This window comes from Moraxella caviae (assembly GCF_002014985.1).
In the GTDB taxonomy this organism is placed as follows: domain Bacteria; phylum Pseudomonadota; class Gammaproteobacteria; order Pseudomonadales; family Moraxellaceae; genus Moraxella; species Moraxella caviae.
Genome location: NZ_MUXU01000025.1, coordinates 5,862 through 27,403, shown reverse-complemented (window position 1 = coordinate 27,403; position 21,542 = coordinate 5,862). Strand labels below are relative to the sequence as shown.

Sequence of the window (21,542 nt, the reverse complement as noted above, 5' to 3'; positions counted from 1 at the left end):
AGATTCGCAGCAAAAGCCCAATCTGCAAGACGAGCAAACAGGCAATCAAACAGACAGTCAGGCGGATAATCAAACAAACAGCCAAGACGTTGATAAATTGGCGACCTTTTTACGCCTAATGCGCTATTTAAAGCCGTATTGGTGGGCGTTTATCTTTGTGATTATCGGCTTTGCCATCAGCGCAGGCGCAGAAGTGGGCAGTGCCAAGCTGTTTGAATTCATCATTGACGCCATCAACGAAGACGACCGCCATCGTAAATTTTGGTTTCCGTTTTTGGTGATTTTGCTGTTTGTGTTTCGTGGTGTGGGTGCATTTTTAGGCAGTTATTATTCGGCATTGATGGCGCGTAGCTTGGTGTATGTGCTGCGCATTGAAGTGTTTGAAAAATTGCTCAGATTACCGAGCGAATTTTTCCTAAATAACCCTGCCGGCACGATTTCATCAAAGCTGATTTTTAATGTCGAGCAAGTTACCGCTGCGACCACCGATTCTATCATGACTTTATTAAAAGAAGGCTTGACGGTGATTGCGCTGTTTGGCTATCTTTTTTATATTAACTGGCGGCTGACTTTGGTGTTGATGATTGTCGTACCGCCTGTGTTTTGGCTGATTAAGCGTGTGTCAAAGCGTTTTGCTGCGCTGTCTATGGATATTCAAGACACCATGAGCGCCATCAGCCACATCACCAATGAAGCGATAACTGGCTATAGCGTGGTGAAAAATTACGGCGGACAAAGCTACGAAGCCGCACGTTTTAATAAAGCATCAAAGGACAATCTTGTCAAAGGCATGAAAATGACCGTGCTTGCGGCAATCAACTCGCCAGTGATTCAGCTTTTGATGGCGACGGGCATGTGCTTTGTGATTTGGCTGTCTTTGCGCCCTGAAATTTTGGGCAATACCAGCGCAGGCGAATTTGCGTCTTATTTGGTGGCAGCAGGGCTGCTGGCACGTCCTGTCAAGGCTTTGACCGATGTCAATCAGCGCTTACAACGTGGCATTGCTGCTGGTGTGTCGATTTTTGAGCTTTTGGATAAAGCCGAAGAAAAGGACAACGGCACGCTGACACCAGACATTCATGGCGACATTCGTTTTGAAAACGTGAGCCTGACTTACGACAGTGGCGTACAGGCGATTAAAAATTTCAACCTTAACATCAAAGCAGGTGAAACCATCGCAGTGGTGGGGCGTTCAGGTTCTGGCAAGACCACGCTTGTCAATCTGCTCACACGCCAGCTTGCGCCAAGTACAGGCAAGATTTATATTGACAATCAAGCGATTGACGACATTAAACTTGCCAGTCTGCGTGCGCAAATTGCTATGGTAAATCAACAAGTTACGCTATTTTTAGACACGGTGGCGCATAACATCGCTTATGGCGCGCTGGCACAAAAAAGCCGTGATGAAATCATGCAGGCGGCAAAAGCAGCATATGCGCACGATTTTATCAGCAAGCTGCCAAAGGGCTACGACAGCGTGATTGGCGCAGAAGGTTTGTCATTGTCTGGCGGTCAGCGTCAGCGGCTGTCCATTGCCCGCGCGCTGCTTAAAGACGCACCGATTTTGGTGCTGGACGAAGCGACTTCTGCGCTGGATAATGAATCAGAATTTTATATCCAAAAGGCGCTAGAAACCGTCATGCAAGGGCGCACCACGCTTGTGATTGCGCACCGTTTATCCACCATTGAAAATGCTGATCGCATTGTGGTGATGGATCAAGGTGAGATTGTGGAAGTGGGTAGCCATGCTGAGTTGATGGCAAAAGGCGGCATGTATAAGGCGATGTACGAGCGCACTTTTGATGAGTGATGGGTGGCTGTGATTTTGAATGTAAAACCTTGTCATTAAATATAAACTTGCCAAATCCGTCAAATTTGTCAAATTAAGCAAACCGAGATTTTATGAAAAAATTTGAGCTTGCCATCACCAAAGCGTGGCAAAATCAGTCGCCTTATTTGCAAGCGCTTGCGCCTTTGTCAGCGGTGTATGGTGCGGTGAGTGGCGCGCGTAAGTCATTGTATGATAAAGCGTTTTTAAAAAAATATCATGCCGCCGTGCCTGTACTTGTCATTGGTAATATCACCGTGGGCGGCAGTGGTAAGACACCGCTCATCATCGCTTTAGTGAAGTATTTGCAAGCCAAAAATGTGCGTGTGGGCGTGATTAGCCGTGGTTATGGGCGTGTGCTTGCCAAAGGCGAGCGTAGCAGCACGCCAAAACTGGTGCGTACCGACAGCACGCCTGACGATGTGGGTGATGAGCCATGCTTGATCGTACAAAGTACCGCCGTGCCGATGGCGGTGGGCGCTGATCGTGGTAAGGCGATTGAGCTTTTGCTTGCGCAGTTTAGCGATACCCAGCTTATCATTAGTGATGACGGCTTGCAGCATTATGCGCTGCACCGTGATGCTGAGTGGATTGTGGTGGATGGCGTGCGTGGTTTTGGCAATGGTAAGCTGTTGCCGCAGGGGTTTTTGCGTGAGCCTGTCAGCCGTCTTGATGGTGCGACCGTGGTTTATCATGATAAGCGCAGCGAGCGTTATGACGCAAAGGCGCTAAGAATGCAGCTTGACCCTGCGCCGCTTGAGCCGCTGTTCACCAGTACAAATCCTGCGCCAAAACCACCTGCCAGCGTCTATGCGCTAAGTGGTATTGGCTATCCTGAGCGGTTTTTTGACACTTTGCAAACGCTGGGTTTTGGGGTGATTAAAAAGCCGTTTGCTGACCATCATAAATTTGAAATGGACGACATCACACCACTGACCCAGCATCCAATCATCACCACAAGTAAAGATGCGGTGAAGCTGCGCACGCTTGCCAGCCGTGCTAAATCGCCAATTTTTGAGAATATTTGGGTGCTGCCTGTGAGTGCGACATTGAGCGAAAGCGTGTATGGGGAGATGGATAAGTTGCTGCAGCGGTTTGGCTTAAGCTAAGTTGGGATTTGGCGGGCTGGTATTTGCTGTTTTTAGTTTGAGAAAATTTTATTTTAAGTTGGTTTTACATAAGGAGTTGTTGCGTGTCAATTTTCGCCACCATTGGACAGCAAGCCACCAAATTCACCGCCGCAATCATCATTTTAGCCGCCATTATCGGCATGATAAATCCGATGACTTTTTCTTGGGTGGCAGGCACGGCACAAATGCTGGTGCTGGGTGTCATTATGCTGGGCATAGGAATTACGCTTGGCACAAAAGATTATAAAATCCTAGCACAAAGACCACTGGATATTTTGGCTGGTGCAACCATTCAATACACCGTCATGCCGCTACTTGCCATTGGCATTGGACGAATGCTTAATTTGTCGGATGGTTTGATTTTGGGTTTGGTGCTGGTAGGTTCTTGTCCGGGTGGCGTGTCGTCAAACATCATGACGTATCTGGCGCGTGGCGACGTGGCATTTTCGGTGGGCATGACGACGGTATCAACCTTGCTTGCGCCTGTCATGACGCCATTGTGGTTGATGGTGCTGCTTGGCGAGACGGTAGATATGGACGCTTGGGGTATGTTTAAATTCATGCTGCTGGTGACTTTATTTCCTGTGCTATTAGGTTCATTTTCAAATATGGCGTTTGGCAGCAAAGGCTGGTTTGAAAAAATCAAAGACATCATGCCTGCGGTGGCGGTGCTTGCCTTTGCCTGTATCGTTGGCGGTGTGGCGGCTGTACACGGACATCGCTTTGCTGAATCGGCGCTTGTCATGGTGATTGCCATTGCTTTACATAATGCTGGCGGCTATGTTTTGGGATTTTATGCCGCGCAAGTGGTTGGCATGAGTACCGCCAAAAAACGCACTGTCGCCATTGAAACAGGCGTGCAAAATGCTGGCTTGGCAACAGGCTTGAGCGCAAAATTTTTCCCAGCCAATGCTGAATCTGCTATTGCTACTGCTGTGGCGGTGGTGTGGCATTCTGTTTCAGGGACGATTTTGGGCAATGGTTTTGCTTGGTGGGATGTCAAGCAAGGCAAGGGCGAGTCAAACGCTGCTAAAAAGCTGTCATAAATTCATCGTAATTTTGATAAAAATCAGCAAAATCTTACAAAATTATCTTAACTTAGGAATTCACCATGAGCAAAACCCACATCATTATCCCAGCGCGCTATAAATCCACTCGCTTGCCAGCCAAGCCGCTGCTTGAGATTCATGGCAAGCCGATGATTTTGTGGACGGCGGAGAAGGCGGCGCGCGCAACTTTTGCCGACAGCGTGTGCGTGGCGACAGACGATGCACGCATTGCACAGGTGTGCGAGCAAGCAGGCGTGCGTACCGTGATGACGGATGAGCAGCCATCTGGCACGGACAGATTGGCGCAGGCGGCAGACATTTTAGCATTGGCGGACGATGACATCGTGGTAAATATGCAAGGTGATGAGCCGCTTGTACCGCCTGAGCTTTTATTGCAAGTGCGTGATTTGCTGGTGGCAAACCCTGACTGTGCGATGGCAACTTTGTGCGAAGCCATTGATAATACAGAAGATTTTCATAAAACATCGGTAGTAAAAGTCGTCAAGGCAGGACAGCAGGCGCTGTATTTTAGCCGTGCACCCATTCCGCACGACCGAGACAATCAATCCACACCCAATCAATATGCCTATCGTCATTTGGGACTGTACGCCTACCGAGTGCGTGCGCTCAAGGCATTTAGCGCATGGCAACAAGGCACGCTTGAGCAACTAGAAAGCCTAGAGCAGCTAAGAATGCTGGAAAACGGTGAGCGCATTGCGATTGATGTGGCAAGCACAACGCTGCCTTTGGGTGTGGACACGCCAGAAGATTTAGCAAGACTGAACGCCATGCCGCTTGATGAGTGGCTGTCTTTTTAAGTTTTTCTAAATGATAAAATTTTAAGTAGGTGAAATTCAGCCATTTGTTTAGGTTGTATTGTCAAGTTAAGTTATGCCAAATTCCGACCAACAAAGCGAGCAAATCAAAGCGCAAACCGTCTTTGATGACAGTGCGTTTGCCACCAAATACGCTTGGCAAGATGACGCATGGGCGCAGCTGATCACGCAGTATCAGCAGGGCAGATTGCCGCACGCCATGCTGGCAGCTGGCATGGCTGGTATTGGCAAGCGTGCGTTTGTGTGGCGGTTTGTGGCGTGGCTTTTGTGTGAAAATAAGTTTGCTGGGACGGCTGATAATTCGTCTGATGATTCGCTGGATACTCAGTCAAATTTACCTGCACAATTCGCCTGTGGGCATTGCGAGAGCTGCACTTGGCTAAAAGCTGGCACGCACCCAGATGTGTTGGTATTGCCAAAATCTGATGATGACAGCGCCCAAAAATTTGAGCGCAGCATTAAAATTGACGACATTCGCAACGTACAAGAATATAGCCACAGCAAAGGCAAGGGCGAGCGTGTTATCGTGCTGGATTATGCGGATACGCTCACCATCGCTGCGGCAAATGCGCTCTTAAAAACTTTAGAAGAGCCGCGTTCAGGCGTGCATTTGCTGCTCATCACCGACCATGTCAGCAGGCTTTTACCTACCATCAAAAGCCGTGTGCAAGCCTTGCCACTTGAGCAGATTGACGAGCGATATTCTTTAGAATTTTTAAAAAATATTCTGGTAAATGATAGCCTGAATAATGCTAATGATTGGCAGGTGCGTGCTAAAATGCTTTTGGCGTTGGCGGACGGCGCACCTTTGGTGGCGGCAGATTTACCGCAGCAGGCGTGGTTTGCTCATCGTGGCACTTGGCTGAAGACTTTGGCAGCATTGCGTACGGGTAGGCGTTCGGTGATGGCGGCAAGCGATTATTGGCAAGGCGAGCTGACGCTTGCGCAGTTTTGTATGCTTAGCCGTGTCATGCTGCTGGATTTGTGGCGTATGGGGTTGGGTTTGCCAAGTTTGCACACAGATTTGTCAGTGGCGGACACCTTGGCGAGCGTACCATCGCTTGCGACAGCCGATTTTGATGCCATGCTTAATCAGCTAAACGACACCGCCATCGCCACCACTCAAAACGTACAAGAAAAATTCGCCTACGATGCGCTGATGTCGGTGCTGGCAGGGCAGGCGGGTTAAGTTGCCAAATTATATCGGCTGGGATTATCAAGCGTAAGTTTGCCAAATTTATCATCGCATTTATTTTGAATGTGCGTTGAATTTGCGAAAAATTTGAATTGATGAAAAATTTTCGGTAAATTCGCACCAATTTTTACACCTATTCTCACACCTTTTCAACTTTACCAATTCATAACCAAATGTTATCCATTTTATACCAAGATGAAACTTGCGTGGTGGTAAATAAGCCAGCAGGTATGCTTGTGCATCGCTCGTGGCTTGATAAACACGAGACGCAATTTGTCATGCAGACGCTGCGCGATCAGCTCGGTCAGCACGTTTATCCTGTGCACAGGCTGGATCGTCCGACTTCTGGGGCGCTCTTATTTGCCAAAGATAGTGATTCTGCACGTGCGCTTTCCATGCAATTTGAAGCGCACAAGGTGCAAAAATCTTATGTGGCGGTGGTGCGTGGCTATGTGCTGGATGCGCAAAAACAGCTTGGCAAAAGGCGGATTGATTATGCGCTCAAGCCAAAATTGGATAAAATCGCCGATAAATTTGCCGACCCAAATAAAGCTGCCAAACCTGCGCTGACCGATTATGAATGCTTGGCAACGGTGGAAATGCCGTTTGTGGCGGCGGTACGTTATTCGACTGCGCGCTATTCGCTCATGCGCCTTACGCCAATCACAGGGCGTAAGCATCAGCTTAGGCGGCACATGACGCACATTTTTCACCCCATCGTGGGCGACACCACGCATGGCGACACTGCGCAAAATAAGGCAGTGCTGGCGCATACGGGCGTAAGTCGGCTGCTGCTTCATGCGCACGCACTTGGGTTTGAGTCGCTGATTGATGGAAGTGCGGTGCAAGTTTTTGCGCCGCTGGACGATGATTTTATGGCGGTGATGAAGGCGTTTGGTTGGCAGGCGTGGGCGCAGGATTTGCAGCGTTTGCTTTGATGGGTGTTTATGTAGAGTGCCGCCAAATGGCTCAAGTCATTGTTTGGGTTTTAAGTGCACAAGTTGGATTGGTGATGGCGCAATCCAGCATTTTATAAGACAAACACAGTCCAAAACGTTGAACTTTGCTTCATTTAGCCCAACTTGCAGGCTAAGCCGCAGCCCTTTAACAAGCTCAAGGCGAACAAAAATTTTATCAAAAATTTTGTTTGTGATGAACATAAAAACCGTTCGTGGTGAGCCTGTCGAACCATGGACGGTTTTTTGGTTTAAATCTTTGCTAGTTTAAGCCTTTACCAAACCTAAATCGCTACCACGTTCACCCTTTGACAAGCTCAGGGCGAACGGCAGGGTATGTTCAGCTCAGGCAGGGGTGTAGGCTGGTCTGGCAATGGCATTCGTAAGTTGGGTTAGCGACAGCCCAACACAACTCAAGGCAACTATTTGAATTTATTAGTTTTTTATACTCAATCCAACCGACAAATTACTACCAACCCAACCCACAAACCCTAAAAACAACACTCTCACATCATTCATTCACTCCCCAAAAAAGCTCGCCATCACCTTATCTACGATGGCGTCTTGTAGGAATTTTAAGGCGTTGGGCGTGGTGTCTTTTAGGGTGTTTAGCGTGTGCGTGGTGGCGAGCGCATGGCTGTTTGGCAGGCGTGTGTAGCCAGCTTGTGGCTCAACGGTGAAGCTGTGTTCGGATAAATCCGTGCTGTGCAGGCGAATTTTGGGGTTTTTGTGCAGCACATGCACGTTGCCTGCGAATAAAAATCTGCGCGCTTCGTTTTCTAGAGCGGTTTGTGCGTCTTGGTGGCAGGCTTGGCTGTCTTTGGCGGTGTTGGTGAATTGCAAATGCAGCGCCAAAGGTAGGCTGTCGCAGACGATGACGGTCGTGCCAGAGATTTTGACGTGCAAAGCAGGCGCAATCGCCCCTTGTGGTAAGCCCAAAATCTGACAGGCTTGCGCTGCGCTGACTTTTTCGTTCATGATTTTAAGCATGGGCAAATCCAGCGGTTTTTGCGCTTTGATGTCGTCTGGCAGGCGGTCATAATGCGCCAAAAACATCATCGGCAAATCTTTTTCGCAGATGATTTTTTCCAATTTGACGTTATGCACACGCCAAGGCAGGCTGTCATCGCAAAGCAAATCTTGTAAAACAAAAGTACGGGCAGTCATGAAATGGTCTTGAGTGGTGTTTGGTTTAAGGGTGTGAATTTATCATTGGCGAAATTTGTCGTGGGTACAAATTACATAGATATAAATTGTACAGCTCATAAATCACCATGCTGATAAATTTGCTTTACTATACCAAATTTTTTGCGCAAATTGTGTAGAAAAATTGTGTGAAAATGCTTAAAATATCAAAAATTAAGCCAATTTTAAGCCGTAAAGCGCTAAAATTTCAAATGATTGGCGGTTTAACTTTCATTTAAAAACAAACCTTTATTCAAACTCATCATCAACCAAAAGGAAATCACGATGACTTATGACAATAACAACATTTTTGCCAAGATTTTGCGTGGCGAGATTGGCAGCCATAAGGTTTATGAGGACGAAAAAACGCTTGCTTTTATGGACGTGATGCCCCAAGCGAGCGGTCATGTGCTGGTGATTCCAAAATGCGAAGCGGTGGAGCTGAGCGATTTGCCGTGCGAATATGCGTGCGCGGTGTTTAAAACGGCGCAAAAAGTGATGGCGGCGCAGCGTGCGGTGCTGGGTGTGCAAGGCGTGGTGCAAATGCAGCTGAACCACCAAGATGCAGGGCAAAGCGTGTTTCACTACCATATGCACCTAATCCCAACGCACATTCACGAGCTTGGCAAACACGCTGACGGCATGGCGGACGCTGACGAATTGGCACAGCTGGCGCAAAAATTGCGTGCAGCGATTGCGTGATTGTGCTTTGTAAGTTGCGGTGGAAAATTGATTGAAAATTGCGATTTTAATTGCAAAAACCGCCCAAGATTTTACAACCGCAACTAAAACTCAAGCCAAAACCAAAAAACCGCTTACTCTTAAAAAGAATAAGCGGTTTTGTTTTGTATATTTGCCGATAAATTGATAAAAAGTAACTCAATCCATTTGGCAGAATTTTGCGGTAAATCAACCCACAAACGCACGCTCTACCACATAGTCGGCAGGTACGCCCATGCGTGGCGATACCGTCAAGCCAAACTCGTCCAAAATCGCACAAGTGTCGGCATTCATCGCCATTGAGCCGCAAATCATCACACGGTCATCGTCTTTGTTCATCGGCGGCAAGCCAATGTCTTCAAAGAGTTTGCCAGATTTTAGCAGGTCGGTTACACGGCCGGTGTTTTTAAATTCGTCACGAGTAACGGTTGGGTAGTAGATGAATTTTTCGCGCACCCATTCGCCAAAGATTTCATCGTTTGGCAGCTCGTTTTCAAACATTTCACGATACGCCAAATCTTCCACATGACGCACGCCATGCACCAAAATCACCTTATCAAAGCGCTCGTACACTTCAGGGTCGCGGCTCAATGCCAAAAATGGCGCAAGACCTGTACCAGTTGCCAGCATGTACAGGTGCTTGCCGGGCAGTAGGTCGTCCAGCACCAGCGTGCCTGTCGGTTTTTTGCTGACCAGTAGTTCATCGCCAACTTTAATGTGCTGCAAGCGAGAAGTCAAAGGGCCGTCTTGCACTTTGATGGAGTAAAATTCCAGCTCTTCGGCATAGTTTGGGCTGGCGATGGAGTAGGCGCGCACCAAAGGTTTGCCGTCCACCATCAGACCAATCATGGCAAATTCACCGTTGCGAAAGCGCAGGCTGTCGCTTCGTGTGGTTTTGATGGTGAAAAGGCTGTCCGTCCAGTGGTGAACGTAAGTTACGGTTTCGGTGATGAATTTTGACATGACAAATCCACTAAAAACGATGATAAGAAAAGCCGTGCAACACGGTAATGATAATGGTTCTTAAAATTGTATAATAACAAATTTTGGGTATAATAACGACATTTCGCCAAAACTTTTAGGAAAATTTTGGAATAACGACCGCAAATTTTAGCATAAACAACACAAAAACGCCATGAACAATCCTGATTTTAGCTCAAAATCCAGCCACAATTCGCTAAGCCAAACGCAAGAACCAAACCCACCGCAAAATTTGCAAACGCAGATCAGCGTGCCAATTATCGGTTATCATCGCTCGCCACTGGGGCAAAAATTTGGTGCGCCGCGCCAGCCCAATCTTGTGGCATTGCCAAGCCACATTGAATTTGTGCCGCCATTTGACACCAAAGATGCGTTTGTGGGCATTGAAAATTACAGCCATTTGTGGGTATTTTGGCAATTTCATCACAATAAAGCGCAGGCGAATTTTCGTCCGCAAGTGCGTCCGCCACGCTTAGGCGGTAACGAGAAATTGGGCGTTTTTGCCACGCGCAGTATGTATCGTCCGTCTGCGCTGGGTTTGTCGGTGGTAGCACTTGAAGGCGTGCAAGTGATTGATAATAAAGTGGTTTTAAATATCACAGGCGCAGATTTTATTGACGGTACGCCCATCATTGATATTAAGCCGTATTTGCCCTATGCTGACAGCGTACCTGCGGCAGTGAGCGGTGAGATAAGCACGCCTGCCGTCAAATCGGTGCGCTTTGATGAGCGTGCAAAAACCGCTTGCCAGACGCTTGGCATTGATGAAAACACCCAACAAATCATCGCTGATTTAATCGCCCAAGACCCACGTCCTGCTTATCGCCAACACGAAACCGACATCGTCTCTACCATGCGATATAAGGCGGTGGACGTGGATTTTATGATGAATAAATGTGGGGAGATGGTGGTGGAGCATATTAGGGTTGTTAAATAAAAGGGCGTTACATCATCATTTTTTGAGATATAATAACGATGCTTTTCACATAATTGGTAAGGAGATTTTATGAAAATTTTTAACATCAAAAAACTTGGTATGGCGGTCGCTGTGGCAGGATTAGCTTTGGTCGGTCAGACTGCATGGGCTGATGACTGTGTAAAACCGCAGGTTAGTGGGTATGAGTATGTAGGTTGCCTAGAAGAAGGTTTGGCAAGGGTAGAACAAAACGGCAAACGTGGTTTTATTGATAAAACAGGTAAAGTAATTATTCTATTGCAGTATGATTATGCTCATGATTTGTCAGAAGGTTTGGCGTTAGTGGGACAAAACGACAAACATGGTTTTATTGATAAATATGGTTTTATTGATAAAACAGGAAAAGTAGTTATTCCATTGCGGTATGATGATGCTTGGCCTTTTTCAGAAGGTTTGGCACAAGTTAGACAAAACGACAAATATGGTTTTATTAATAAAACAGGAAAAGTAGTTATTCCATTCCGGTATGATTTTGCTTGGCCTTTTTCAGAAGGTTTGGCAAGAGTTAAACAAAACGGCAAATATGGTTTTATTGATAAAACAGGAAAAGTAGTTATTCCATTGCGGTATGATTATGCTGATGATTTTTCAGAAGGTTTGGCAAGAGTTGGACAAAACGACAAAGATGGTTTTATTGATAAAACAGGAAAAGTAGTTATTCCATTGCGGTATGATGATGCTGGGTATTTTTCAGAAGGTTTGGCAATAGTTAAACAAAACGACAAATATGGTCTTATTGATAAAACAGGAAAAGTAGTTATTCCATTGCGGTATGATGATGCTTGGCCTTTTTCAGAAGGTTTGGCAAGAGTTGAACAAAACGGACAAGAATTTTATATTGATAAACAAGGGCGACGAATTCAATAAAAATAACCGTACCTTAAACCTAGCAAAATCCTGCTTAAAATAAGTGGGATTTTTATTGACCATCTAAAAGTGGGTTTATACTCATAAAAAATTGCTAATTTTAATATAAAGCAAATGTATCAGAAAAAGAAATTTGCTATAATAGGAAGTTTTCGTAATTTGTAAATGTAAGGGTATCATCATGGAAATTGCCATCTATCAAGAACAAATCAAAGACCTAGCCACGCGTGGCGATGAACTTCGGAGGTATCTTTGACGTTGATAGCAAAAAAGAACGTCTAGAAGAAGTCAATTTGGAGCTGGAAAACCCAGAAATCTGGAATAATCCTGAGCTTGCCACCAAAATTTCTAAAGAAAAATCAGTGCTAGATGGTATCATCGGTGTGATTGAGGGCTTGGACGTAAGTTTGGCAGATGCTGAGGCGATGCTAGAACTTGCCGTTGAAGAAGATGACGAGAGTCTGCTTACCGATGTGCAAGCCGAGCTTGACAGCGCTAAAGCCAAAGTGGAAGATTTGGAATTTAAGCGTATGTTTGGTGGCGAGATGGACGCAAACAACTGCTATCTGGACATTCAGGCGGGTTCTGGCGGCACCGAAGCCCAAGATTGGTCGCAAATGCTGCTACGAATGTATCTACGCTGGGCAGAAAGCAAGGGCTTTAAGGCGCAGGTGATGGAAGTGTCTGAAGGCGGCGTGGCGGGGATTAAGTCGGCAACCGTTGAGATTAAGGGCGATTATGCCTTTGGCTGGCTGCGCACCGAGATTGGCGTACACCGCCTTGTGCGTAAGTCGCCATTTGACAGTAATAATGGTCGCCACACGTCATTTGCCGCTGTTTTTGTGTCGCCTGAGATTGATGATAATGTGGAAATTGACATCAATCCTGCCGATTTGCGCATTGATACTTACCGCTCAAGCGGCGCAGGCGGTCAGCACGTCAATACCACCGATTCTGCAGTGCGTATCACCCACGCGCCTACGGGTGTGGTGGTGGCGTGCCAAAATGAGCGCAGTCAGCACGCCAACAAAGACACAGCGATGAAAATGCTGCGTGCCAAGCTGTACGAGCTTGAAATGCAAAAACGCATGGAAAAACAGCAAGCCCTAGAAGACAGTAAATCTGACATCGGCTGGGGCTCGCAAATTCGCTCTTATGTGCTTGATGATTCACGCATTAAGGATTTGCGCACTGGCGTTGAAAACTCCAACACTCAAGCCGTGCTAGATGGAGATTTGGATAAGTTTATTGTGGCAAGTTTGAAGATGGGATTGTGATTTTAGCACCGCTGATCGTTAAGATTGGCGGTGTTTTTGTACCTAGATAGGTCATTTTGAATTTAGCCACAAAACACATAAATAAAAGGAAAGATTATGCAAGAAAATGCCGTCAATTATGCTACGATGCCGCCAAAAGATTTGCGCCAATTATTCCGTGAAGGCTGCTTAAATTGTCAAACTTCTGGCATGAGTTTGGGCTATGCGCAGGCAAATATGGTGGTATTGCCCCAAAAATACGCTTATGATTTTTTGCTCTTTGCCCAAAGAAATCCTAAGCCTTGTCCGATTTTGGAAGTTGGTGATGTTGGCTCTCCGTGGTTGCAAAGCATCGCCAAAGACTGCAATGTGGCGAGCGATTTGCCCAAATATCGCATTTATGAGCATGGGAAATTGGTGGGCGAGTTTGACGATGTGCAGGCGCATTGGCGTGATGATTTGGTGGCGTTTTTGATTGGTTGCAGCTTTTCTTTTGAAAGCGAGCTTTTGGACAGTGGCGTGAGCGTGCGCCATATTGAAGAAGGGCGCAATGTGCCGATGTATCAAACCAACATCGCCTGCAATCCTGCTGGCATATTTAGCGGTAACATGGTGGTGAGTATGCGACCGCTGCCGCCCGAGCAAATCGTAACTGCGGTCAATATTACCGCTGCCATGCCGCGCGTACACGGCACGCCTGTACATATCGGCAACCCTGAATACATCGGCATCACAGACATTCAGCGCCCTGATTTTGGCGAGATGGTAACCATTCATGAGCATGAAACGCCTGTATTTTGGGCGTGTGGTGTAACACCGCAGTCCATCGTGATGAATTCTAAGCCTGATTTTTGTATCACGCACGCACCGGGGCATATGCTGATTACAGACGTAAAAAATGCTAATTTGAAGTTTTAGGGGTGTTTGGCGGATTAAGATTTATTGTGGTGCAGCTGCGCTTTTAAAGTTTGCTTGCGTTTTGATATTCTTTGCAAAAACCCTTTGCTAAGCACTTTATTTTTCATGCGTCTAGTGCTAAAATCACATCAGCATTTTTAGATTTGCTAAAAGCCATTATGGCAATGAAAACTGGAAATTCACCAATAATATAGGAATTGATTATGTCAATCGACCGTATTCGCCACGCAGGTTTGCGTGAAAAAGTCATGAGTGCTGAAGCTGCTGCTGAGTTTGTAAAAAATGGCATGAACCTTGCCATCACAGGCTTTACAGGCGCAGGCTACCCAAAAGCACTACCAACCGCCATCGCCAATAAAGCCAAAGCCCTACACGCCCAAGGCGAAAAATTCAGCATCGGCATGGTAACAGGCGCGTCTACCGCCCCTGAGTGTGATGGTGTGCTTGCTGAAGCCAATGCTGTACATTTCCGCTCGCCATTCCAATCTGACCCAACGCTGCGTAACGGCATTAACGCAGGTAACATCGCTTATCAAGACATGCACCTATCGCACGTTGAGCAGCAAATGCGCCAAGGTTTTTATGGTAAATTTGACATCGCCATCGTAGAAGCCACCGCCATCACTGAAAATGGCGAGCTTGTGTTTGCGATGGGTATCGGTCATGGCGCAGAAGCGGTGAAAAACGCTGATAAAGTCATCATTGAGATTAACGAAGCGCTTGCCGAAGGCCTAGAAGGTATGCACGACATCTATGCGGACGTGGGCTTGCCACCGCATCGCAAGCCGATTCCTATCGTGGGTGCGTTTGACCGTATTGGTACGCCAGCACTGGCGCTTGACCCTAATAAAGTCGTGGCAATCGTACTGACAAATGGCGGCGACCGCAACTCTAAATTTGCCGAGCCTGACGATGTGTCTAAGCGTATCGCAGCGCAAGTGATTGATTTTCTTGACCATGAAGTGAAAGCTGGCCGCCTACCAAAAAGCCTATTGCCACTACAATCAGGCGTGGGTAACGTTGCCAATGCGGTGATGGCAGGCTTGCTTGATGCACCGTTTGAAGATTTGACTGGCTATACCGAAGTGCTACAAGACGGTATGCTGGATCTTATCCTTGCCAAGAAAATGAAAACTGCGTCAGCGACCGCATTGTCATTTAGCCCAGATGCGTTGCAGCGTTTCAACGAAAACATTGAATTCCTAAAAGACAAGATTATCCTGCGTCCGATGGAAATCAGCAACAATCCAGAGATTATCCGCCGTCTGGGTGTCATCGGCATGAACTCAATGATTGAAGCGGACATTTACGGCAACGTAAACTCAACGCACGTCATGGGTACACGCATGATGAACGGTATTGGTGGTTCTGGCGACTTCACGCGTAACGGCTTTTTCTCATTCTACGTCAGCCCATCTACCGCAAAAGGCGGCGCAATCTCGGCAATCGTACCGATGGTAAGCCATCACGACCACACCGAGCATGACGTGATGTTCATCGTAACTGAGCAAGGCATGGCGGATTTGCGTGGTAAAGCACCAAAAGACCGTGCCAAGCTCATCATCGAGAACTGCTCACACCCTGATTATCGTGATATGCTGCGTGATTATTACGACCGCGCGCTTGTTGCCAGCCAAAAAGCAGGCGGTATCCACACGCCACACATTCTGCTTGAAGCCTTGTCATGGCACCAGCGTTTTGTGGAAACTGGCGATATGCGCATCAAATAATACGCCAAATCAGCCAAATCAAAACCCTGAAAGTGTATGCTTTTGGGGTTTTGGTTTTTGGGGCGGTGTGTGGGTTGGGTTAAGAAACGATATGTAAATTGGACAAAGGGGCGATATGTAAGTTGGGTTGAGTGGAACGAAAACCCAACGTTTGAAGTGTAGTTTATCTCATGGAATGTTGGGTTACGCTGCCGCTAACCCAACTTACGAACCACTTCATTAACCCGACTGACACCCGTCCGCTCGCCCTGAGCTTGTCGAAGGGTGGACGTGGCGTAAGGCTTAAACTTAAAAACCGCTCATGGTTCGACAAGCTCACCACGAACGGTTTTTGCGCTCACCACGATCGGTTTTTTGTGTTCACTACGAACGGTTTTGTAAACCACGAAGGATTTGCGGTTTTTTGATATGATTTTCTGCTCACTCCAAACTTGCCGAAGGGCTATGGTTTGGATACAATCAATCATTTCACTTGACTGGGGTCAATCGACACGTTCCAAAGCCCCAACTTTTCTTCTTTGTTCTTGACCAGTCCTGTGTATTCTAAGCTGCTGTCTTCATAGCGGCGAAATTTATACACCGCATCATTCATCAAGGCTTCATTAAACACATTGAGCCGTGCCAGCAGGGCGAAATCTTTCTGGCTCAGCCCTGTTACCTTGCGGAATAATTGGGGCTCTAGCTGCTCAATCACATCACGCAAGCTACGCTCACGATGATCGGTCAGATACATAAACACAGGTATGCGCGTGGCAAATTTGATGAGCTTTTCTTGGATTTGTTTGCGCTTGGATTGATACTCTTTTTCTTGTTCGCTGAGATCTTTTTTCTCTTTTGGCGTCATGTCATCGCCTTTTTCTTTCTTGGCTTTTTTGACCGCTTCGGATTTATTGATAATCGTCTCAATATCTTGATTTAGGCTTCTAAACCCTTCAATGCTCTCCAAGGCCGCCATCGCTTCTTTGTTCTTCATCAGCTTTTCTAGTGTGTCGTTATCCACATTGACTAAGAGCGCACTTTCCCAGCGGCGTGCCAAAAGCGTGGCGGTCGTGCCACTCATGGCGATGTCCAAAATCCCAGCAGCGTCTACTTGTACCATGCTGCTGCCATTATAAGCCAGCACAGGCAAGAAATTGATAAACTCTGCCACTTTTTGTTCTGGGTTACTATTGACGGTGTCTAGGCGGCAGCTGTATTCGGCGATTTGGCGCAAAGCTCTGTCAGGCGCAAAATCAAACACATAGCACTGCTGCTTTAAAATGACATCGGCATTTGGGTCGGCTGGGTCGTGATTGCGCAGCACCCAAGGCGTCTGCACACGAAATGCCGCCTGAAAATACGTCTCAGGACTTGATGAATTGCGCAGCATCAAAATCCCCGTCCAAGGCGAAACAGACACGCCTGTAGTCAGCTTGCCGCATGATAAGGTGATGGTCTTGGTGGTGAGTGGATTATCGCTCATTGCCTCTTTGACAGGCGGTAGGGCTGCCACGCCAATGCCAGCGTCTGCGCCTGCCGCCACGATGATTTTATACTCATGGAAAAATTGATTTTGCCTTTGGGTGAGTAAATTATTCATCGCATGGCAGCTTGCCACGGTGGGTAAAAACCAAAACGTGTGCAAAAGATTGCCCTTCAGCTCGGCATCACTAAACGGCATGGGCGGTTTTTTTGCGCCCATTTTTAGGGTGTCTACCGTCAGCTCTGGCAGCTTGTTTTGGATAAATTCCAGCCAACGCTGCACTTCGTTTTCGTGAGTAAAGCGCGCGTGTTCGCCATCGCCTGTGGCACGGAAAAACTCGTTCAAATCAAATTCATTAAACTCGCCTTTTCGTGCCACATCACGGATAGAGTCAGGAAGCTGATACGTCATCATCACCATTTTTGGCAAGGACGCATAAGGGTTTTTACCTTGGGCATCGTCCCAGCTGGTTTTGGCTTGCTGCTCGTCTGAATACGTCCAGTTGAAAATCTGCTCTTCGATAAATTCCCCTGACGAAATCGCGCGAAATGGCGTGCCAGACAAATACAAATAATGATTGGTGGTGATGGGCAGCAGCTCTTCATCAAAATTTGTCAAAAATTCATTTTCGGCAAAGGCGCGTTCATGCTTATCCACTTCACCATCAAACAAATCTTTGGCATTTTCTCGCCATGCGCCATAGTGATATTCATCAAAAATCACGCAGTCCCAATTCGTGGCGTGCACCCATTCGTTTTTTGACTTAATGCCGCCAGCTTTGGTTTTGCCCAGATAATCTTGGAACGAACCAAAACACACAATCGGCTTTGACATATCTGCCATCTCTGGGGTGATGCCGCCGTTTTTGCTGACGAATTGCCAATCGGTAAAATCGATGTGTGTTTTTAAATCGTCCTGCCAAGCGTCCTGCACGGCAGGCTTAAAGGTCAGCACCAAAATCTTACGCCAGCCCATCGCACGCGCCAGCTGGTAGGACGCAAAAGTCTTACCAAAGCGCATTTTGGCATTCCATAAAAAGTGCGGTGTCTTGCCTTTATTAAACGCATCACGGTGAAAGCTCTCAAAATACGCACGCGTCTTAGCCACTGCTGCCGCCTGCTCTGGGCGCATGGGGAAATCTGCCGTGCGCTTTTGTACGTTTGTCTTGCCTGTTTTGACCGCTAAAAATGCCGCCTTGATGTCATCTAGGCTGCACTCAAACCACTCGCCATTCACCTGCCTGATGCCTGCATTTCTTAGGGCTTTATGCACGGCGTGATCGCTAAAAGTCGTGCCGTCATCACGAATGGCAATCTCGTTAAATTTAATTTCCCAAGTCTGGTGCGGCGTGGCAACGGGATACTGCTCTTTGACACGCTCTTTGGCGGTCTTGGTGGTGTAGCCGACTTTATAGCACCCTGCAAAACTGCTGTCAATATAAGCATAAATGCGTGGTGGGTGTAGGGTATTGGTAAGATCGACAGAAGGTTGGGTGTTCATTGGGGTTTTCTCTCTTTTAATAAGGTTTGCAATTTATTGGTTGTCATTTTTTCTCGATAAAAATCCAAAAATTTTTGTTTTAGATATTCATAATCAGGCATTAAGAATCGCTTACTATTGCCTAGATCATTGGGAGAAATAACCTTATCTAAAATATCGCTTAATTCATGTTTTTGCACAAATTCATCTACCAATTCTTTCGTACTAGGTTCTTCATGCCACAAATCCACTTCGTCATATCGCAAATCACTATCTTCAGCTAAAATTTTCCTATATTCCAATTTAATATCGCGAATAATCTCGGTGCAAAATAAGCGGAAATTTTGCTCTGGCGTTTGTTCTGCGCCAAAATTCTTAAGGGAGATTTGTTCTTTTTTCCGACTGTCATTATCCACGATGAATAGACACTTTGTGCCATACTCTGACATTGCTACAATAAAATGACAATTATCCAAGTCAAACTTTTCTAACAAATGCTCAGATTTATCACAATAATCTTGGATAAAATCTTTTAAATCTGCTTCGTCATCTTTGGTAATAGCTTGATTACCTTGTGATTTTGCTTTTTGGTAAATATTATCTAGATGAGTTCTAAAATCACCTTTTGTATGAAAATAAAGGTTTCTTGTTTTTAAAAAATGCGGAATAGCTCTTGACATCTCACAACTCCTTATTTGGCAAAACCATCGTTTCAATATAAGCGATTTCATCATCGGATAAGCCGTATTTTTCATACAGTTCTTTATCTGTCCAAGGTTTTGAAAAATCTTGTTGCGGGATAAATTCATAAGCTCTTCTTAAAGCGTCCTGTGTGTTCTTTTTGAGTGTCAGCATAAAATGGAAAAATCTTGTGCCAATATAAGACATCACATTTTCGCAAGTTTCTTTGCTATCAAAACAACCTGTTACAATGTAGGTTTCGGTGCAGGCTGTATTCATTCCCGCATAAATTGGTTTCACTCGGTCGGTTTTGCCATCGCCAGAACCGATAGCTTTTGGCGTTAAAATTTTGTGTCCATTTATCCATTGTGTATTTATAGGAATTTCTGAACGTTTAGCATAGGCTGTTCCGCCGTTTTTATACAACATTACATTTTCATCGCAATCCTTATAGGGGCTTGAACTTCCTTTGTAATTAGTTGGCAAACCAAAAGGTCTTTGGGCACTCATTAGATCTGAAAATTTTGGTTCATTGAATGCAATCACCTTTCTTAAAATGGAAACAGCTTTATTGTAGCGAATAAATACATCCAGTCCTTTTTCTTTTAATGGGCGCTGCATTTGTGAAATTACTTGACCGTTTTCATAGGTAAAAATGCCGCAATCATTTTCACCTTGATATTCTCTGTCCCAAAGAAAATAACTCACGCCGCCTTTGATTTCCACGCCATTAAAGCAATCTGATGAATTGGGAAAATCGTGAATTTCTTTCATTCTTTTGTCATTAAGCATTTCATCACGAAAGCTATTCAAGCCCATGCCGCCAGTAAACCAACGACTTGGCGTAATCATAATCAGATAATGTGGATTGAGTTTTTTGGCTTGCTCAATAAATTTATGATAAAGGGGTGTAGCTTGAGCACCAAATCCAGCAGTATTCAACTGATACGGCGGATTGCCAATAATTACGTCAAATTTCATTTTTCTGATTTCCATGTTATAAAAAGATTGGTGAATAAACGCATACGCATGAGTCTCAAATTCATGCTCACGGCTAATGCTGGCGTTATTGCGGTCGTAGACATCTTGGCTTGCGCCACATTCTGTACATTTGCCCTTGTGCCATGTGTGTTCGCTGGGCGGAAAAAAGATATTGCCATCATCATTGTCAAACACGGTGCAGATGGAATATTCGCTGGCGGCTTTTTTGGTGCAGTACACGCTGCGTCTGGACAGCAGGGCGGTCAGCTGTGTGATGGCAATGCCATACAGCTGCTGGCTGAATATGTGGTTGAGCCGTTCTTGTAGGTCTGGGATTTGTTCTGCCAGTCCAGCATTTAGGCGCTTGGCGATTTCACGCAAAAAGACGCCTGACTTACACACAGGGTCTAAGAACTTAGCGTCTTTATTGCGAAAAAGCGCTTGGGGTAGGCGGTCTAGCATGGCATTCACCACGTCAGGCGGCGTGAATACTTCATCGTTTGACAGATTGGCAAGACAGCTGAGTACGTCAGGGTTGTAGTTGAGATTAGACAGATCCGTCATCATGCAGCTCCAAAAAATGTGGGTAAGTGTGGGTGGCGATGGCGTCAGGAATGTGAGCTTCTTCGCCTAGGTCGGAAAATAGCGGTAGGTCTCGTTCGCTGGATTTGTCCAGCAGGTCGCGGTAGACGTAATCGTCTCTTTGGATTTGACTGCCGATAAGCTGCCATTTGCTAAAGATAATCGGCGCGCCATCGTGGGTCTGTAGAGTGAGTGCGTCTCCGCACAGGATATTTTTTGAAAGCAGATAAGCTATGCTGTCAATGCAGGCTTGCTTATAAGTCTTAGGGAAGGTGGCTTTATAATGTGCAGAAAAAATGCCCAGTAGCCGTTCACGACATTCAGCGACATTGTCAGGCAAAAGCTCAATGCCGTACATCGTACCTACAGCGATGATGGCGTATTTTTCAAAGTCGTATTGCAGCTTTTTGTGCTTTTTGGTCAGTGCGTGCAGGCGGCGCTCTAAGATGACCGCTAGGAAATTGCCTGTACCGCAAGCTGGCTCAAGAAAGGTTTTGTCAAAGTCTGTAACTTGATCGGCAACCAAGTCCAGCATGGCATTGACTTCGCGTAAATTGGTGTAAACTTCGCCATGATCGGCGACGCGCGCACGAGATTTAACCTGCATGGGCGCACCCCTTGCTGGCTAAGCCGTGTGTGATTGGTGAGAGAGATGGTGGGGAAAAGGTGAGTGGTAGAGCTTGACAGGATTTGAAAAAAGCGCCTATGCTACGCAGGCACGCAGGCACGC

General features: G+C 46.3%; 18 protein-coding genes. 12 read left to right on the top strand and 6 right to left on the bottom strand.

The window, feature by feature from the left end:
• Positions 1–118: 118 nt before the first annotated feature.
• The 6 genes from msbA (at position 119) to truC (ending at position 6,976) form a co-directional block, all read left to right on the top strand.
• Positions 119–1,810 (top strand): lipid A export permease/ATP-binding protein MsbA, encoded by a 1,692-nt coding sequence (gene msbA / locus B0181_RS03755; protein WP_242620161.1) that lies wholly within the window; start codon positions 119–121, stop codon positions 1,808–1,810.
• A gap of 92 nt (positions 1,811–1,902) precedes the next feature.
• Positions 1,903–2,937: a tetraacyldisaccharide 4'-kinase gene (lpxK, locus tag B0181_RS03750; protein WP_078276151.1), complete on the top strand. Its 1,035-nt coding sequence runs from the start codon at positions 1,903–1,905 to the stop codon at positions 2,935–2,937.
• Between the two features lie 83 nt (positions 2,938–3,020).
• Complete coding sequence (locus tag B0181_RS03745) at positions 3,021–4,004, top strand: bile acid:sodium symporter family protein (RefSeq protein ID WP_207384380.1); 984 nt, start codon at positions 3,021–3,023, stop codon at positions 4,002–4,004.
• A 65-nt stretch (positions 4,005–4,069) separates the two neighbouring features.
• Positions 4,070–4,825, top strand: a complete 756-nt coding sequence (gene kdsB, locus B0181_RS03740; RefSeq protein ID WP_078276150.1) for a 3-deoxy-manno-octulosonate cytidylyltransferase — start codon at positions 4,070–4,072, stop codon at positions 4,823–4,825.
• Between the two features lie 73 nt (positions 4,826–4,898).
• Positions 4,899–6,032 (top strand): hypothetical protein, encoded by a 1,134-nt coding sequence (locus tag B0181_RS03735; protein ID WP_078276149.1) that lies wholly within the window; start codon positions 4,899–4,901, stop codon positions 6,030–6,032.
• Between the two features lie 179 nt (positions 6,033–6,211).
• Positions 6,212–6,976, top strand: a complete 765-nt coding sequence (truC, locus tag B0181_RS03730) for a tRNA pseudouridine(65) synthase TruC (RefSeq protein WP_078276148.1) — start codon at positions 6,212–6,214, stop codon at positions 6,974–6,976.
• Positions 6,977–7,513: 537 nt separating this feature from the next.
• Here truC and B0181_RS03720 read toward each other — a convergent pair.
• On the bottom strand, positions 7,514–8,161 hold the full coding sequence (locus tag B0181_RS03720) for a hypothetical protein (protein WP_078276146.1): 648 nt from the start codon (positions 8,159–8,161) through the stop codon (positions 7,514–7,516).
• A gap of 297 nt (positions 8,162–8,458) precedes the next feature.
• Between B0181_RS03720 and B0181_RS03715 the strand changes: the two genes are divergently transcribed.
• A complete protein-coding gene (locus B0181_RS03715; RefSeq protein WP_242620160.1) occupies positions 8,459–8,881 on the top strand; it encodes an HIT family protein in 423 nt (140 codons plus the stop codon).
• Between the two features lie 207 nt (positions 8,882–9,088).
• On the opposite strand, the gene B0181_RS03710 is transcribed toward B0181_RS03715, so the two are convergent.
• Positions 9,089–9,862 carry a ferredoxin--NADP reductase gene (locus B0181_RS03710; RefSeq protein WP_078276144.1) on the bottom strand — a complete coding sequence of 258 codons (774 nt, stop codon included), beginning with the start codon at positions 9,860–9,862 and terminating at the stop codon, positions 9,089–9,091.
• A gap of 172 nt (positions 9,863–10,034) precedes the next feature.
• Between B0181_RS03710 and tsaA the strand changes: the two genes are divergently transcribed.
• The 5 genes from tsaA (at position 10,035) to scpC (ending at position 15,627) form a co-directional block, all read left to right on the top strand.
• Complete coding sequence (gene tsaA, locus B0181_RS03705; protein ID WP_078276143.1) at positions 10,035–10,817, top strand: tRNA (N6-threonylcarbamoyladenosine(37)-N6)-methyltransferase TrmO; 783 nt, start codon at positions 10,035–10,037, stop codon at positions 10,815–10,817.
• A 69-nt stretch (positions 10,818–10,886) separates the two neighbouring features.
• Complete coding sequence (locus B0181_RS03700) at positions 10,887–11,723, top strand: WG repeat-containing protein (RefSeq protein WP_078276142.1); 837 nt, start codon at positions 10,887–10,889, stop codon at positions 11,721–11,723.
• Between the two features lie 181 nt (positions 11,724–11,904).
• Positions 11,905–13,000, top strand: a protein-coding gene (gene prfB, locus B0181_RS03695) for a peptide chain release factor 2 (RefSeq protein ID WP_207384373.1) whose coding sequence is annotated in 2 segments (ribosomal slippage) — positions 11,905–11,976 and positions 11,978–13,000 — 1,095 coding nt in all. Because the reading frame shifts where the segments join, the coding sequence is not laid out codon by codon here.
• A gap of 96 nt (positions 13,001–13,096) precedes the next feature.
• Positions 13,097–13,897: a putative hydro-lyase gene (locus tag B0181_RS03690; protein WP_078276140.1), complete on the top strand. Its 801-nt coding sequence runs from the start codon at positions 13,097–13,099 to the stop codon at positions 13,895–13,897.
• Between the two features lie 203 nt (positions 13,898–14,100).
• A complete protein-coding gene (gene scpC / locus B0181_RS03685; protein ID WP_078276139.1) occupies positions 14,101–15,627 on the top strand; it encodes a succinyl-CoA:acetate CoA-transferase ScpC in 1,527 nt (508 codons plus the stop codon).
• 463 nt (positions 15,628–16,090) lie between these two features.
• On the opposite strand, the gene B0181_RS03680 is transcribed toward scpC, so the two are convergent.
• From B0181_RS03680 to B0181_RS03665, 4 genes are read right to left on the bottom strand one after another with little or no spacing between them, the layout of a single operon-like run.
• Positions 16,091–18,589 (bottom strand): GIY-YIG nuclease family protein, encoded by a 2,499-nt coding sequence (locus tag B0181_RS03680; protein ID WP_078276138.1) that lies wholly within the window; start codon positions 18,587–18,589, stop codon positions 16,091–16,093.
• A complete protein-coding gene (locus B0181_RS03675; protein WP_078276137.1) occupies positions 18,586–19,248 on the bottom strand; it encodes a hypothetical protein in 663 nt (220 codons plus the stop codon). Before B0181_RS03675 ends, B0181_RS03680 begins: the two co-directional genes overlap by 4 nt.
• A 1-nt stretch (position 19,249) precedes the next feature.
• The gene (locus tag B0181_RS03670) at positions 19,250–20,797 is read right to left on the bottom strand and encodes an Eco57I restriction-modification methylase domain-containing protein (protein WP_207384372.1); all 1,548 of its coding nucleotides are present in this window, start codon (positions 20,795–20,797) and stop codon (positions 19,250–19,252) included.
• Complete coding sequence (locus B0181_RS03665; protein ID WP_078276135.1) at positions 20,778–21,419, bottom strand: DNA methyltransferase; 642 nt, start codon at positions 21,417–21,419, stop codon at positions 20,778–20,780. The genes B0181_RS03670 and B0181_RS03665 overlap by 20 nt, the downstream gene beginning before the upstream one ends.
• Positions 21,420–21,542: the final 123 nt, after the last annotated feature.

Coding starts and splice junctions, on each gene's coding strand:
- B0181_RS03670 (WP_207384372.1), bottom strand. CDS start 20,797: ATGATGACGGATCTGTCTAATCTCAACTACAACCCTGACGTACTCAGC.
- B0181_RS03735 (WP_078276149.1), top strand. CDS start 4,899: ATGCCAAATTCCGACCAACAAAGCGAGCAAATCAAAGCGCAAACCGTC.
- scpC (WP_078276139.1), top strand. CDS start 14,101: ATGTCAATCGACCGTATTCGCCACGCAGGTTTGCGTGAAAAAGTCATG.
- truC (WP_078276148.1), top strand. CDS start 6,212: ATGTTATCCATTTTATACCAAGATGAAACTTGCGTGGTGGTAAATAAG.
- B0181_RS03675 (WP_078276137.1), bottom strand. CDS start 19,248: ATGTCAAGAGCTATTCCGCATTTTTTAAAAACAAGAAACCTTTATTTT.
- msbA (WP_242620161.1), top strand. CDS start 119: ATGCGCTATTTAAAGCCGTATTGGTGGGCGTTTATCTTTGTGATTATC.
- kdsB (WP_078276150.1), top strand. CDS start 4,070: ATGAGCAAAACCCACATCATTATCCCAGCGCGCTATAAATCCACTCGC.
- B0181_RS03680 (WP_078276138.1), bottom strand. CDS start 18,589: ATGAACACCCAACCTTCTGTCGATCTTACCAATACCCTACACCCACCA.
- B0181_RS03720 (WP_078276146.1), bottom strand. CDS start 8,161: ATGACTGCCCGTACTTTTGTTTTACAAGATTTGCTTTGCGATGACAGC.
- B0181_RS03710 (WP_078276144.1), bottom strand. CDS start 9,862: ATGTCAAAATTCATCACCGAAACCGTAACTTACGTTCACCACTGGACG.
- tsaA (WP_078276143.1), top strand. CDS start 10,035: ATGAACAATCCTGATTTTAGCTCAAAATCCAGCCACAATTCGCTAAGC.
- B0181_RS03690 (WP_078276140.1), top strand. CDS start 13,097: ATGCAAGAAAATGCCGTCAATTATGCTACGATGCCGCCAAAAGATTTG.
- lpxK (WP_078276151.1), top strand. CDS start 1,903: ATGAAAAAATTTGAGCTTGCCATCACCAAAGCGTGGCAAAATCAGTCG.
- B0181_RS03665 (WP_078276135.1), bottom strand. CDS start 21,419: ATGCAGGTTAAATCTCGTGCGCGCGTCGCCGATCATGGCGAAGTTTAC.
- B0181_RS03700 (WP_078276142.1), top strand. CDS start 10,887: ATGAAAATTTTTAACATCAAAAAACTTGGTATGGCGGTCGCTGTGGCA.